12 protein-coding genes are annotated in these 14,587 nt (G+C 60.0%); 1 reads left to right on the plus strand and 11 read right to left on the minus strand.

Annotated elements, in window-relative coordinates:
* Positions 1-15: 15 nt before the first annotated feature.
* Together dnaE and guaB are read right to left on the minus strand one after the other, a co-directional pair.
* A complete protein-coding gene (dnaE, locus tag MRX98_RS09470; protein ID WP_246906280.1) occupies positions 16-3,558 on the minus strand; it encodes a DNA polymerase III subunit alpha in 3,543 nt (1,180 codons plus the stop codon).
* A 105-nt stretch (positions 3,559-3,663) separates the two neighbouring features.
* Positions 3,664-5,127 (minus strand): IMP dehydrogenase, encoded by a 1,464-nt coding sequence (gene guaB, locus MRX98_RS09475; protein WP_246906283.1) that lies wholly within the window; start codon positions 5,125-5,127, stop codon positions 3,664-3,666.
* A 273-nt stretch (positions 5,128-5,400) separates the two neighbouring features.
* Between guaB and MRX98_RS09480 the strand changes: the two genes are divergently transcribed.
* Positions 5,401-6,009, plus strand: coding sequence for an L-threonylcarbamoyladenylate synthase (locus MRX98_RS09480; RefSeq protein ID WP_246906286.1), 609 nt, complete (start codon positions 5,401-5,403; stop codon positions 6,007-6,009).
* An 8-nt stretch (positions 6,010-6,017) separates the two neighbouring features.
* Here the strand turns inward: MRX98_RS09480 and sppA are convergent, their stop codons facing one another.
* From sppA to MRX98_RS09525, 9 genes are all read right to left on the minus strand, one after another.
* The gene (sppA, locus tag MRX98_RS09485) at positions 6,018-6,926 is read right to left on the minus strand and encodes a signal peptide peptidase SppA (RefSeq protein WP_246906296.1); all 909 of its coding nucleotides are present in this window, start codon (positions 6,924-6,926) and stop codon (positions 6,018-6,020) included.
* A gap of 96 nt (positions 6,927-7,022) precedes the next feature.
* The gene (locus MRX98_RS09490) at positions 7,023-8,852 is read right to left on the minus strand and encodes a 30S ribosomal protein S1 (protein ID WP_281432286.1); all 1,830 of its coding nucleotides are present in this window, start codon (positions 8,850-8,852) and stop codon (positions 7,023-7,025) included.
* Between the two features lie 270 nt (positions 8,853-9,122).
* Positions 9,123-9,812, minus strand: coding sequence for a (d)CMP kinase (cmk, locus tag MRX98_RS09495; RefSeq protein ID WP_246906299.1), 690 nt, complete (start codon positions 9,810-9,812; stop codon positions 9,123-9,125).
* 8 nt (positions 9,813-9,820) lie between these two features.
* Positions 9,821-10,927 carry a histidinol-phosphate transaminase gene (gene hisC / locus MRX98_RS09500; RefSeq protein ID WP_246906301.1) on the minus strand — a complete coding sequence of 369 codons (1,107 nt, stop codon included), beginning with the start codon at positions 10,925-10,927 and terminating at the stop codon, positions 9,821-9,823.
* Between the two features lie 20 nt (positions 10,928-10,947).
* Positions 10,948-11,481 carry a 2-oxoacid:ferredoxin oxidoreductase subunit gamma family protein gene (locus tag MRX98_RS09505; protein ID WP_246906304.1) on the minus strand — a complete coding sequence of 178 codons (534 nt, stop codon included), beginning with the start codon at positions 11,479-11,481 and terminating at the stop codon, positions 10,948-10,950.
* Complete coding sequence (locus tag MRX98_RS09510; protein ID WP_246906307.1) at positions 11,466-12,236, minus strand: thiamine pyrophosphate-dependent enzyme; 771 nt, start codon at positions 12,234-12,236, stop codon at positions 11,466-11,468. Before MRX98_RS09510 ends, MRX98_RS09505 begins: the two co-directional genes overlap by 16 nt.
* Before the next feature lie 31 nt (positions 12,237-12,267).
* Positions 12,268-13,356 carry a 3-methyl-2-oxobutanoate dehydrogenase subunit VorB gene (vorB, locus tag MRX98_RS09515; protein ID WP_246906310.1) on the minus strand — a complete coding sequence of 363 codons (1,089 nt, stop codon included), beginning with the start codon at positions 13,354-13,356 and terminating at the stop codon, positions 12,268-12,270.
* 104 nt (positions 13,357-13,460) lie between these two features.
* Positions 13,461-13,697 (minus strand): 4Fe-4S dicluster domain-containing protein, encoded by a 237-nt coding sequence (locus tag MRX98_RS09520; RefSeq protein WP_246906335.1) that lies wholly within the window; start codon positions 13,695-13,697, stop codon positions 13,461-13,463.
* A gap of 12 nt (positions 13,698-13,709) precedes the next feature.
* Positions 13,710-14,435 (minus strand): cobalamin biosynthesis protein CbiA, encoded by a 726-nt coding sequence (locus tag MRX98_RS09525; RefSeq protein WP_246906337.1) that lies wholly within the window; start codon positions 14,433-14,435, stop codon positions 13,710-13,712.
* Positions 14,436-14,587 lie beyond the last annotated feature (152 nt).

Here is a 14,587-nt window from a genome sequence, read left to right on the forward strand (position 1 = left end):
TTCCGTTCTTGAAAGTTAATGGGCCGCCCGGCCGTTGGGACGCCGGCGACCATTGCCATTACCGTTACCGTTGACCGTCGCCTGGATGGGAGCGCAGCGGGTCTCCATGGCCGGGTAGCCGAACAGGGCGGCCACTTCCCTCCGCAGGGCATCGCCGGGTTGAAATCGCCACCCTTCGTCCATGGCAATGACAGTTTCCACATTGTCATCCATGCGTAAATGAAGAAAACCGCGGCAATCGCCCGGGAAGCGGCGGACCACCTCCCGCAACCGGTGCAGCGCCTCTTTGTCGCTGAGGTTCACATCGACGGTGAAGTGCACCTCGGCTGTCCAGAGCGATTCGGCGTCCTCCATGGCGATGATGGTGTCGGCCAGAATTTTCGCGCCCTTTTCATCTTTCTGCGCCTTGCCCTGCACCAGCAGCGGACGGTCGTCGGTGAGCAGATGACGGCATTCGCCAAAGACCGAAGGGAAAACCACCACCTCCACGCTGCCTTCCAAATCTTCCAATTGGACAAAGGCCATGGGTTCGTCCTTCTTGGTCCGAATCAGCTTGCTGCCGGCGACCATCCCGCCCATGCGCACCATCTGCCCGTTTTCCACTTCGTCCAAAGTAGCCGTGGTGACCCCGGCAAACTTGGCCATGGTGTTTTGATGGGGGGCCAGGGGGTGCCCGGAAATGAAGAAACCGAGGGACTCCTTTTCCCGGGCCAGTCGCTCCCGATCAGGCCACTCGGGAATCTTGGGCAAGGTGGGCGGCGTAATGGAAAGGCCGCAGCTCGGCCCCTCGTCAAAGAGTCCCAGCTGGGGGTCGCAACGCTCTTTCTGCACCTTTTGGCCATACTCCAAGGCCTCTTCGAGCACGGCCATCATCTGTGAACGGGCGGCGCCGGTGGCAGCAAAGGCCCCGCAGGCGATCAGGGCCTCCACCACCCGCTTGTTGACCTTGCGCAAATCGACCCGTTCGCAAAAATCGAACAGCGACTTGTAGGGGCCATTGGCCTCCCGTTCCGCCACAATGGCCTCCACCGCCCCTTCTCCCACATTCTTCACGGCCACCAGACCGAACAGAATCTTACCGTCGGCCACCGTGAAAACCGTATCGCCGCGGTTGACATCCGGCGGCAGCACTTCTATCTGGTGGGTGCGGCATTCGTTGATGTATTTGACCACGCCGTCGATGGAGTGCATTTCGCTGGTCAGCAGCGCAGCGATAAACTCCAGGGGAAAGTGGGCTTTGAGAAAGGCCGTCTGGTAGGCGATCAGGGCGTAGGCCGCGCTGTGGGATTTGTTGAAACCGTAACCGCCGAATTTCTCCATCAAGTCGAAGAGTGCCAGGGCCTTCTTCTCGTCGTGCCCGTTGGCCACCGCGCCCTTGACGAACCGTTCGCGGTGTTCGGCCATCATGGCGACGTTTTTCTTGCCCATGGCTTTGCGCAGGCCGTCGGCTTCGGCCATGGTGTAACTGGCCAGGGCCGAGGCGATCTTCATCACCTGTTCCTGGTAGACGATGACGCCGTAAGTCTCCTCCAGTATCGGCGCCAGCTCCGGCAGCATATACTCCACAGTTTTGCGGCCGTGCTTGCGCTCGACAAAATCGTCCACCATGCCGCTGTCCAGGGGGCCGGGCCGATAGAGAGCCACCAGAGCGGTGACATCGGCGAAGCATTCGGGTTTCATGCGGACCAACAGGTCCTTCATGCCCGAGCTTTCCAGTTGGAACACACCGGTGGTATCACCGACCGACAGCAAGGCATAGGTGGCGGCATCGTCAAAATCCAACTTGGACAAATCGGGCGGTTCCTTGTCCTGTTGGCGAATCAATTTCAGTGCCTGATCGATCACCGTCAAATTGCGCAAGCCGAGGAAGTCGAATTTCACCAGGCCGATGTTCTCCACCAGCTTCATGTCGAACTGGGTGACGACTTCCCCTTTTTTACCTTTATACAAGGGCAGGTAATGCACCAGGGGCTTGTCGCCGATCACCACCCCGGCGGCATGGGTGGAAGCGTGGCGCGGCAATCCCTCCAGCACCCGGCAAATGTCGATCAGCTCGGCCACCTCGGGCCGGGTCGACTGCAGCTCGCGCAACTGGGGCTCCTGCTTGAGGGCGTCGTCCAGGGAGATGTTGAGCACATCGGGCACCAGTTTGGCGATGGCATCCACCTCGGACAGGGGAATGGCCAGTGCCCGGCCCACATCGCGGATCACCGCCCGGGTTTTGAGCTTGCCGAAGGTGATGATCTGGGCCACATAGTCCCAGCCGCCGTAGCGCTCCACCACATATTTGAACACCGTGTCCCGGCCGTTGATACAGAAATCGACATCGATATCCGGCATGCTGATGCGGTCCGGATTGAGAAAACGTTCGAAGATCAGACCGTGTTCCAACGGATCAAGGTCGGTGATGCCGAGCGCGTAAGCCACCAGGCTGCCGGCGGCCGAGCCGCGGCCCGGGCCCACGGGGATATTGTTGCCCTTGGCGTAGTTGATGAAATCGGCCACGATCAGAAAATAGCCGGGAAACCCCATGCGATTGATGACGCCCATCTCGTAGGCCAGGCGTTCACGGTAGGTCGCCGGATCGGCATCGGGGTTTTTGGATTGGATGATCCGCCAGACACGCTCGAAACCCTCTTCGGTTTTTCGTACGAACAGCTTTTCGGCATCCAGTCCCGAATCGTCCGTGAACTGGGGAAAATGGTAGTTCTCCAGATCGAAGGCGATGTCGCATCGCCCGGCGATGGCCACGCTGTTTTCGATGGCGCCGGGAAAATCCCGGAAGTAATCGATCATCTCCTCTTTGGATTTGAAGTAAAGTTGATCGGTGCGGAAGCGAAAGCGCTCGGCGTCGTCGACCGTCTTGCCGGTCTGCACGCAAAGCAATACGTCGTGAGCGCGCACATCGTCCTTGTCCAGGTAGTGACAGTCATTGCTGGCGACCAGGGGAATGCCCAGCCGTGCGCTCATCTCCCGCAATGCCCCATTGACCGTGTCTTGCTTGTCGATGCCGTTGTTCTGAACCTCGAGAAAGAAGTTGCCCTCCCCGAACAGTGTCTGAAAGGCCAGTGCCGCCTGATCGGCTTCCGCCATGCGCCCCTGGAGGATGAGTTGGGGAATTTCGCCGTGCAGGCAGGCGGAAAGGGCGATCAGCCCGGCATGATGGGCCTGCAACGCCGCCTTGTCGATACGCGGTTTATAGTAAAACCCTTCGGTCTGGGCCATGGTGGCCAATCGACAAAGATTGCGGTACCCTTCCTGGTTTTCGGCCAGCAGCACCAGGTGGGTCAGGGCCTTGGCGTCCATGGGGGTTTTATCGGCCATGGTGCGCGGTGCCACGTAGCACTCGCAACCAATGATGGGTTTGATGCCGGCCTTGACCGCTTTCTGATAAAACTCCAGCACATTGAACATGGTGCCGTGGTCGGTGATGGCCACGCTGTGCATGCCGAATTGCTTGGCGCGATCGAACAGCCTGTCCAGTCGAATGGCCCCATCCAGCAAGCTGTACATGGTGTGGACGTGCAGGTGGACAAAGTCGGTGGGGGGTGTCGCCATTGCCGGAAAAATCCCTTTGATGGTTCGGACGTGGAAAAAGGCCGCCGGCCCCGCGGCAGGCGGCCCTGGAAGTATTGCAACGCGCAAATCGGCGTCAGGCCATGCCTACTCCAAGCGGTAGTTGGGTGCCTCCTTGGTGATGATCACGTCATGCACATGGCTTTCCCGCAACCCGGCGGCCGTGATGCGCAGGAAGCGCGCCTTCTCCCGCAGCTCCTCGATGCTGCGGCACCCCACATAACCCATGCCGGCCTTCAGACCGCCGATCAGTTGGTGAATGTTGGCCGCCAGGGAGCCCCGGTAAGGCACCCGGCCCACGATCCCTTCAGGCACCAGCTTGTCATCCGCTTCCTGCTCGGTCTGGTAATAGCGGTCCTTGCTGCCCTGCTTCATGGCTTCCAAGGATCCCATGCCGCGATACACTTTGTAGCTGCGGCCCTGGAAAAGAATGGTTTCGCCGGGACTTTCGTCGGTGCCGGCGAACAGACCGCCGATCATCACGGTGTGGGCGCCGGCGCCGATGGCCTTGGCCACATCGCCGGAAAATTTGATCCCGCCGTCGGCGATCAGCGGAATACCGGTCTTGTTGGCCACCGGCTTGCAATTCATGATGGCGGACACCTGGGGCACGCCGACGCCGGCCACGATCCGTGTGGTGCAGATGGATCCCGGCCCGATGCCGATTTTGACTGCATCCACACCTGCCTCCACCAACGCTTCGGCACCTTTGGCCGTGGCCACATTGCCGGCGATCACCTCGATGCCGCTGAAGGTTTGCTTCAGTTCCTGCACCGTTTCGATCACGTTCAAGGAGTGCCCATGGGAGGTGTCGATGAGAATCACGTCCGCCCCGGCATTGACCAGCGCCTGGGTGCGCTCCAGGCGATCCGGCCCCACCCCGATGGCGGCACCCACCCGCAAACGCCCCATCTGATCCTTGCAGGCATACGGATATTTTTTGATCTTTTCGATGTCCTTGATGGTGATCATGCCCTTGAGCCGCCCCCCGGCATCCACCACCAGCAACTTTTCGATGCGATGCTCGTGCAACAACCGCTTGGAAGCCTGCAGATCAATGCCCTCCGGCACGGTGACCAGGTTTTCTTTGGTCATCACATCCGCGACCGACTTCTCCATGTCGCTCTCGAAACGCAGATCCCGGTTGGTCACGATCCCCACCAACTGTTCACCATTGACCACCGGCACACCGGATATGCGGTATTTGGCCATCAGGTGCAGCACCTCGTGCACCTTCTGATCGGGATGGATGGTCACCGGGTCCACGATCATTCCGCTTTCCGATTTTTTGACCTGATCCACCTCCATGGCCTGGTGCTCGACACTCATGTTGCGATGGATGAAGCCGACCCCTCCCTCGCGTGCCATGCTGATGGCCGCCTGGGCCTCGGTGACCGTATCCATGGCGGCACTGACGATGGGGGTGTTCAATTTCAAATTGCGGGTCAAATAGGTGCTGACATCCACTTCCTTGGGCAGCACATCCGAGTAGTTGGGCAACAACAACACATCGTCAAAGGAAAAACCTTCCTCGGGGGGAATCATGTTCATCTGAACCTCCAGGCCGCGGGCATGCCGACCGCGTGTAGGGAATCTATTAAAATTTCAACATCATACTATCTGTTGGGTAGTCGAATAGGAAACATTACCATATGTTGTATTGAACGATCAAGCCAACAAACTCAACAAACCCAAGGAACTCAGCCACCCATACCGCTATTGTTTATACACGCACTTTTGTTATAATAGGGCCGTCTTTGTATCGAACAACGGAACCACCCGAAACTTTGATCCGCCGGCAGCGGCGAGCACTCAGGAACCATCGTGATACTCGAAATCAATCCCATCAATCCCCCCCATCGCAAAATTCGCCAGGTGGTGGAGGTGTTGCAACGGGGCGGGGTCATCGCCTACCCCACCGACACCATCTACGGCATCGGTTGCGATATCATGAACAAGAAGGCCATCGAGCGGATCTACCAGATCAAGCAGCGGCCCAAACAACAGCCCTTCAGCTTCATCTGTGCCGATTTGAAAAGCATCAGCCATTACGCCAAGGTGACCAACTACGCCTACAAAAACCTGCGGCGGTTGCTGCCGGGGCCCTACACCTTCATCCTGGAGGGCTCCAACCAGGTGCCCAAGATGATGCTCACCAAACGCAAAACCGCCGGTATCCGCCTGCCGGATCATCCCATTTGCATGGCCTTGATCACCGCTCTGGGCAACCCGATTCTCTCAACCAGTGCCGCCGGACCCGATGACGAATTGCTGTCGGAAGCCTGGCGCATCGAAGCATTTTTCGGTAAACAGCTCGATCTCATCATCGATGGCGGACCGGTGCCGGGCTCCCCGTCCAGCGTCATCTCCCTGATCGGCGATGAACCGGAAGTACTGCGCCGTGGCTTGGGCGATGTGTCGCTGTTCGAATAATCCATCGCTCAATGCATCGCCCTCTCCAGCGCGGGTTGCAACCGTGCCTCCGGCATCAGGCGGGCGTGCAGTCCGCCCTGATCCCATAGTCGCACCGCGATGTCCATCAGGTACCGCAACAGCGGCATGCGCTCCTTTTCCGGGTAGACCGTTTCCACGGCCCCTTCGATGCCGCCCAGCTCTCCGGCCCACGCCAGGGCGTCCTCGAAGTTGCCCATCCGGTCCACCAATCCCAGTTCGAGAGCCGTTTCGCCGGTAAAAAGGCGGCCGTCCGCCAGGTCGGCCACTGCCGCCATATCCATTTTGCGACCTTCGGCAATGGCCGTTACGAACTGCCCATGGATATTGCCGATCAGGTCTTGCAGCAGCGCCTCCTCCGCTTCGGTCATGGGCCGCATGGGCGACCCCACATCCTTGTAAGCACCGCTTTTGATCACCACCGGCGTCAGGCCGATCTTGCGCAGCAGTTCTTCGAAATTGGTGTAGCCCATGATCACCCCGATACTGCCGGTGATGGTGCCGGGATTGGCAACGATGCCGTCACAGGCGGCGGCCACATAATATCCCCCCGAGGCCGCCACCGCCCCCATGGAGGCGACCACGTGCTTTTCGGCCACGGTGCGCTGAATTTCGCGATAGATCTCCTGTGAAGCGCCCACGCCGCCGCCGGGTGAATCGATGCGCAGCACGATCGCCTTGACCGCCTCCGTCTCGCGAAACCGCTTGAGCTGATCGAGAACGGTCTTGCTGTCGGCAATCGCGCCGACGATCTCGATGACGCCGACTTTCTCGCCCCGCAAGCCGTCATCCTTACGAGCAATGGTTGTCACCATGATGGATAATAAAAACATACCGACAGTAAACAACGCCGCCAGGATCAAAAGGAAAAAAAGATAGGGGTGTCTGCGGGAAAACATGCCGTCTTCTCCTGTAATAACGATAAAGAAACGGCCGGCGAAGGATTACTTCTTCGCCGGCCGATGGATTGCATGCAGTATGTCGGAATGCGCGGGTTAATCCTCGTTGAGCTTCTCCTGCAGGTTTTCGCGCAGCAGTTCACCGAAGCTGGAGGTGGCCGGCCCCATATTGCTGACGTAGTCGCTGAGGTACTCCTGATCGCTCTCCATCTCCAGGCGTTTGATGGAAAGCCCGATGCGCCGTTCGTCGCTGTTGATGTTCATCACACGGGCGCGCAATTCGTCACCCACGTTGAACATGCCCACCGGCGTCTTGATCTTCTCCCGGCTGATCTCGGAGACGTGCACCAAGCCTTCGATGCCCTCTTCCAACTCCACGAAGACACCGAAATCGGTCACGTTGGTCACGTTGCCGGCGATTTCTTTACCGACCTCGTAGCGCTCGGCCACCGTATCCCAAGGATCGGCCTGCAGCTGCTTGACGCCCAGGGAGAAACGCTCGTTGTCCTTGTCGATCTCCAACACGATGGCCTGAACCGTGTCCCCTTTTTTGTAAAGCTCGGAAGGGTGCTTGATGCGCTTGGTCCAGGAGAGGTCGGAAATGTGCACCAGGCCGTCGATGCCTTCGTCGATACCGATGAACAGCCCGAAATCCGTGATGTTCTTGATCTTACCCTCGATGGTGGTGCCCACGGGGTATTTGTCGCTGATCACATCCCACGGATTGGGCACGGCCTGCTTCATGCCCAGCGAGATCCGGCGATTGTCCGGTTTGATGTCCAGCACGACGGCATCCACTTCTTCGCCCACCGATACGATTTTGTTGGGATGACGCACCTTGCGGGTCCATGACATTTCCGACACGTGAATCAAGCCTTCGATTCCCTCTTCCAGCTCGACAAAGGCGCCGTAGTCGGTCAAACTCACCACGCGGCCGGTCACCTTGGAGCCCACAGGATATCGCTCGGCGGCGGAAGTCCAGGGATCGGGGGCCAACTGCTTCATGCCCAGCGAAACCCGTTCGCGATCCAGATCCAGATTGAGGATCTTGACGGTGATTTCGTCGCCCACGGAGAAGAGTTCGGAGGGGTGTTTGACACGTCCCCAGGAAATATCGGTGATGTGCAGCAGGCCGTCCACGCCGCCCAGATCGACGAACACCCCGTATTCGGTAATGTTCTTGACGACACCGTCGACCACCTTGCCTTCGCTGATGGAGGCGAGGGTCGCGGCGCGTTTGGATTCACGCTCGGCTTCCAGGATGACCCTGCGGGACAGCACGATGTTGCTGCGCTTGCGGTTGAACTTGAGGACTTTGAAATGATAGGTCTTGCCCACCATCTCATCCAGATTGCGCACCGGGCGCAAGTCGGCTTGGGAGCCTGGCAGAAAGGCGTTGACCCCGATATCGACGGAAAAACCGCCCTTGACGCGGCTGGCGATGACACCCTCGATGGCTTCATCCGCTTCGTATGCCCGCTTGATCTCCTCCCACACCTTGACCTTTTCGGCCTTCTCCTTGGACAGGACAACCACTTCGTTTTCATCGTCCCACCACTCCACCATCACTTCGACTTTGTCTCCGGTCTGGGCGCTGATTTCGCCATGCTCGTCCACAAATTCGTGAATGCGGATCTGGCCTTCGGATTTGTAGCCGATGTCGACGATCACGTAATCCTTGTCGACGGAGATGATGCGGCCCGTGACCACTTCGCCTTCGGCAAAGCGCTTGAAGCTCTCCTCGTAAAGATCCATCAACTCTTCCATGGATCCTTCTTCCGGCATGGCGTCATCTTGGGTCTCTTCCAAGATCTCTTCCGATGCGGCCGTCGCGGCGTTCATGTCGAGGTCCGAAGTATCGTCCGTAACTTCGTTGGTGGGTTGGGTTGTGGTTTCTTTGATTTCGTTGTCTGCATTGGTATTCATGTTTCTGAGAATTCCCCCTAAGCCGAATTTCGCGCCACCGATAACGGCAACGTAATTCGGGTACTATACCCAACGCCGCCAGGGAATGCAATGAAAAATTGCCATTCGGGCGCCACCACCGATGTTTTTCCCCGATCCACGGGCATCCATGGATCGGGCGACGGCAAACTGCGACCGTGGGGACGCCCGATGCGGTTTGGAAGTCCGGCGTCGCAACAGCCGGCCGAGCGTCGGTTCGGTGAACCGGGCAAGGGTCGCAACCGGCGTCGCCTATCGTTTGCTCTCGATGTGGGTCATCATGCGGGCGATCACCTGCTCGGGGGTCAGGTGGGTGGCATCGATGCGCAAGGAATCGACGGCAGGCTTCAAGGGGGCCACACTGCGGGTGGTGTCATTGCGATCGCGTTGCACCATCTGTTCTTCCACGCTATCCAGGGAGGGGCCGTCTCCCCCGGCTTGCAACTCTTCGTACCGGCGACAGGCCCGCACATGGGGGTCGGCATCCAAAAAGAATTTGGCTTCGGCTTCGGGAAAGACAACGGTTCCCATGTCGCGCCCTTCAGCCACCAAACCCTTTTGCGCACCGATGCTTCTTTGGGTGGTCAGCAGAAACCGGCGCACCACCGGCCGCGCCGATATGGTGGATGCCAGCAATGAAATCGCGGGTGCCCGCAACCGGCCGGTAATATCCTCACCGTTGAGCAACACCCGCAGACCGTCGCCGCCCTCCTGCAAGTCGAGGTCGATTCCTTGGCAAAGCTGCGCCAAGGCGGCACCATCCGCCGGATCCACCCCGCCTTGTTGCGCCGCAACGGCCACGGCGCGGTAAAGGGCGCCGGTGTCCAGATAGCGATATCCCAAGCGGTGGGCCAGCATTTTGCTGACCGTGGTTTTTCCCGATCCGGCGGGGCCGTCGATGGTCACCACCAGGCGGGAAGGGCGCTGATTGGTCGAATCCATGCTTGCACTCATTTTCCTTCGGCCAGCACCTTGTCCAGGGCATTCAAAAAACGTTGATTCTCCTCGGGCAGCCCCACGCTGACGCGAATGTACGTGGGAAAGCCGTAGGCGCGCATGGAGCGGACGATCACGCCCTGGTGCAGCAGCGCCTCGAACACCGTGTCGGCCGGTCGGCCGACGTCGATCAAAAAGAAATTGGCCTGGCTGGGGAAATAGGGAATCCCACGCCGGGTCAGCTCCCGGTAAAAGAAATCGAGCCCGCCGTGGACCACATCCAGGGTGCGTGCCAGAAATGCCGTATCCGACAACGCCGCAACGGCCCCCGACTGGGCCAGGCTGTTGACGTTGAAAGGCATGCGCACCCGCTGCAGCCATTGGACCAGTTGCGCCGGCATGACGCCGTAGCCGACCCGCAATCCGGCCAGGCCGTAAGCTTTGCTGAAGGTGCGCAGCGTCACCACCGACGGTGTGGCATCCAGATAATGCAGGCCGCAGGCGCAATCGGTGTCACGCACGAACTCGAAATAGGCTTCGTCCACCACCACCACCACCTGCTCGGGCAGGGCGGACAAAAAATTTTCGAAAGCCGCCCGTCCCACGACGGTAGCGGTGGGGTTGTTGGGCTGACAGATGAAGACCATGCGGGTCCGCGGTCCCACGCAGGACAACATGGCCGGCAGATCCATGGCCAGATCCTTCAACGGCACATTGACCGTCACCGCACCGGCGCTCTGGGCCACGATGGTGTACATCAAAAAGGAGGGATCGGGGATCACCACCTCGTCGCCGGGTTGCAGCAGCACCCGGGCCAGCATGCCCAACAGGTCGTCGGAACCGTTGCCGGGCAGGATCTGTTCAGGAAGCACATTCAAGTGCTCGGCCAGGGCGTGCACCAAGGTGTGTCCGGCGCCGTCCGGATAGCGGTGCAGTTTATCGACGTCCCGGGCGATGGCCGCCAATGCCTTCGGGGAGGGCCCCAAGGGATTCTCGTTGGAAGCCAGCTTGATGGAATCGGTGATGCCGTATTCGCGCTCCAGCGTCTCGATAGGCTTGCCGGGCACGTACGGGGCGATCTTTTGGATGTAGGCCGGAACCGGCGGCCTGCCAGCGGTCATGGGTTCACCTATGGTCTTGGTCACAAGGCCGCTTTCACACCCTCTTCCATGGCCTTGATGTTCAACGGGATAAGCTTCGGTTTCGCGGCGAACTCCACCTCGATACAGTGTTTGAGGCTGTCGATGGAAACCAGTTTGGAGCGGGCCACGAAGGCCGCCAGGGCGACGATATTGGCCGCCTTGCCGTTGCCCACACTGGCGGCGATGTCCTGGGTGGGCACTTTGAGTTCATCCAGGTCGCTGCGGCCGGAATCCACCGGAATCAGGGAAAGATTGATCAACACCACGCCGCCCGGCTTGATCACCGGCGCGAACTTTTCCAGCGAGGGGCGATTCATGGCCACCAAGTGGGAGGGGTTCTTGATGATGGGCGAACCGATGGGCTGGTCGCCGATCACCACGGTGCAGTACGCCGTGCCGCCGCGCATTTCCGGGCCGTAGGAGGGAATCCAGGCCACCTCGTACCCCTCTTCCATGGCCGCATGGGCCAACAGCTTCCCGATGAGCAATATGCCTTGACCGCCGAATCCGGCGAACATCACTTCGTTTTGCATGGCGCCTCCTTCACATCGGCGTCAGGGGTTTTGACATCCCCCAGGGGATAGTAGGGCAGCAGCACATCCTCGGCCCATTGAATCGCTTCCGGCGGTGTCATGCCCCAGTTGGTGGGACAGGTACTGACCAACTCCACCAGGGAAAAACAACGCTTCTCCATCTGGTAGGTGAATGCCTTGAGGATCGCCTTTTTGGCCTTCTGTATGTATTTGGGTCGAATCACCGTCTGGCGGGTGACGTACGCCGGCGTCACCAGCGCCGACAGCAGCTCGGCCACCCGGATGGGCATGCCGGCCTCCTCGGTTTTGCGGCCGAAGGGGCTGGTGCTGGTGCGCTGGTTGGGCATTGTGGTGGGCGCCATCTGGCCGCCGGTCATGCCGTATATGGCGTTGTTGACGAAAATGGTGGTGAACTTTTCGCCCCGGTTGGCGGCGTGAATGATCTCCCCCATGCCGATGCTGGCCAGGTCGCCATCGCCCTGGTAGGTGAACACCATCAGGTCGGGGCGCACCCGCTTGATGCCGGTGGCCATGGCCGGCGCCCGGCCGTGGGCGGCTTCCTGGAAATCGCAATCGATGTAGTTGTAGGCCAGCACGGCACAACCCACCGGGGCGATGCCCACGGTTCTTCCCCGAATGCCCAGCTCATCGATGGTTTCGGCCACCAGGCGGTGGATCACGCCGTGGGTGCAGCCCGGGCAGTAATGGGTCGGCTGGTCGAACAACGCTTGGGGTCTTTGGAATGTTTTTGCCATTGCTTGTACTCCTTATCAGGCGCGCTGGGGATCAGCGACGGGAAAGATCCGATGCCAGGGTGGTCTTGACCACCTCGATGATCTCTTCGGGCGTGGGCACTTCGCCGCCGCACTTGCCGTACCATTGCACCGGCCGGGCACCCCGCACGCTGCGCTCCACATCCTCCACCATCTGCCCCATGCTCATTTCGACGCTCAGCACGGCACGGCAGCTCACCTTGGCGGCCGCCTCGCCGATGGCCGCTTCGGGGAAGGGGAAAAGGGTCCGGGGACGGATCAAACCCACTTCGATGCCCTGCTCCTTGAGCATGTTGACGGCGGTTTTGCACACCCGGCTCATGGTGCCGTAGGAGACGATCAAAGCCTGGTAATCCCCTTCGGTGTTGAAGTTTTCGTACTGCACTTCCTCGGCCTTCATCCGCTCGTACTTGGCGCGCAGGTCCATGTTGTGGCGGTTGAGCTGCTCCGGATCCAGAAAAAGGGAACGCACCAGGTTGCGCGTTTTGCTCTTGCGGTGGTCCATGCCGCTGGAGGCCCAACCGTCCTTGTTGCTCGGCTCGCTGCGCAGGTGGTCCGGAAATTCGACCGGCTCCATCATCTGGCCGATGAGCCCGTCGCCCAGGATCATCACCGGGTTGCGGTACTTTTCGGCCAGGGGGAAGGCCTGCATCACCATCTCGGCTGCTTCCTGAACACTGGCGGGCGCCATCACCAGCAGGCGACAATCGCCATGGCCGATCCCTTTGGTGGCCTGCAGATAGTCGGCCTGGGAGGGCAGAATGCCGCCCAGCCCCGGCCCGCCGCGCATGATGTTGACAAACACCGCCGGCAGTTCGGCACCGCACAAATAACTGATGCCTTCGCTCATCAAGCTGATCCCGGGGCTCGAGGAGGTGGTAAAGACGCGCACGCCGGCACCCGCCGCACCGAAAATCATATAGGCCACGGCCACTTCGCTTTCCCCCTGTAAAAAAACGCCGTTGACCTCCGGCAAACGCCAGCAGAGATACTCGGCCACTTCGGACTGGGGGGTGATGGGATAGGCGAAGTAGTTGAGGCAGCCCGCCCGAATAGCCGCCTCGGCAATGGCTTCGTTGCCTTTCATCAATACCTTGGGCATGTTTTCACTCCCTGGATGTCTTTGGACACGCCGGCAGCCGTTTCTCGTCGGCGGTTGTCCCGCTCTTGATTATGAATAATGGATGCAAGTGCCTCCGGTCCCCTTCAGCGGGGCGGACATGGGGCATCGTCCGTCGTTTCAGTGATGCGGATCGCCACGTCCGGACACATGGTGCAGCATATGGCGCACAGGATGCAGTCCTCCGGTCGCGCCTGGTAGGCCGGAAAATAGCCCATGGTGTTGACCTGATCCGAGAGTTCCAAAACCTTCTTGGGGCAGACCATCACGCACAACCCGCACCCCTTACAACGGTTCGCTTCAATATGGTAGCAATATGCCATGCACGTTCTCCTTTACCCGTTCGATTTCTCCGGTTGCAAAGGCACCGGTTTCTGCCAAGGCGGCACCAACTGCCGGCGGACGGCCAACATCGGGCAGTCCACGTCCAGGGCACCGATTGCGGGCATCAGCGCCGCCGCCGCCGTCATGCATACCAAGGGCAGTCCACTGTCGGCCACTAGGGCTTGCATCAGTGCATACCCCCGGGCGATGTGTTCCACCGTGGTCTCGTCGAGCATATGGGCGTTGCCGATCCAACCGGTCACTTGCCTGTGCGAGGCGCTTTCGATGGCCTTGCGCATGGCCTGGCACCCCTCCACGCTATCGGTGTTGGGCCGAAAGGGATTGACCACCTGGAGCATCCGCACGGGCGCCTCGGATTTGGCGAAGGCCTCGGCGAGGGCCGCCAGCACGGTGGCCCCCACATCATCGCCGCCGGCATCCAGAATGGCCAGGTCGCCTGGATCGCGGATCAACCCCGCGACTTGCGGCACCAGAATGGGCAGATCGGCCTGCAACAACCCCTCGGGCGGCAGCACCATTTCGATCCCCAAGGCCTCCAGGGGGCGGCGCGCCTCCCGCGTTCGAAAATAGGGATTGACCAGATCCAGGTCGGCCACACGTACCCGCTGCCCGGCGGCTTGGCGATCAACGGCCAGGTTGATCGCCACTTCCGTTTTGCCGCTGCCGTAATTACCGACAATAATGACAATGCCGTTGATTGCGATTTGCGCGGGCATGCCGGGCACAAGCTCCTTTGACGATGGGTCGCATGGGGTTTATCAGCGGGTGATGCGGCACCACCCGAAAGGTGGTGAAGGGACGGCCGACCAACTGAACACCATTCATGACAATCGGCCAATTTATTGGGTTAATTCGCTCGTGTCAAGGA

It is taken from the genome of Desulfatitalea alkaliphila (genome assembly GCF_022968795.1).
GTDB classification, from domain to species: domain Bacteria; phylum Desulfobacterota; class Desulfobacteria; order Desulfobacterales; family Desulfosarcinaceae; genus Desulfatitalea; species Desulfatitalea alkaliphila.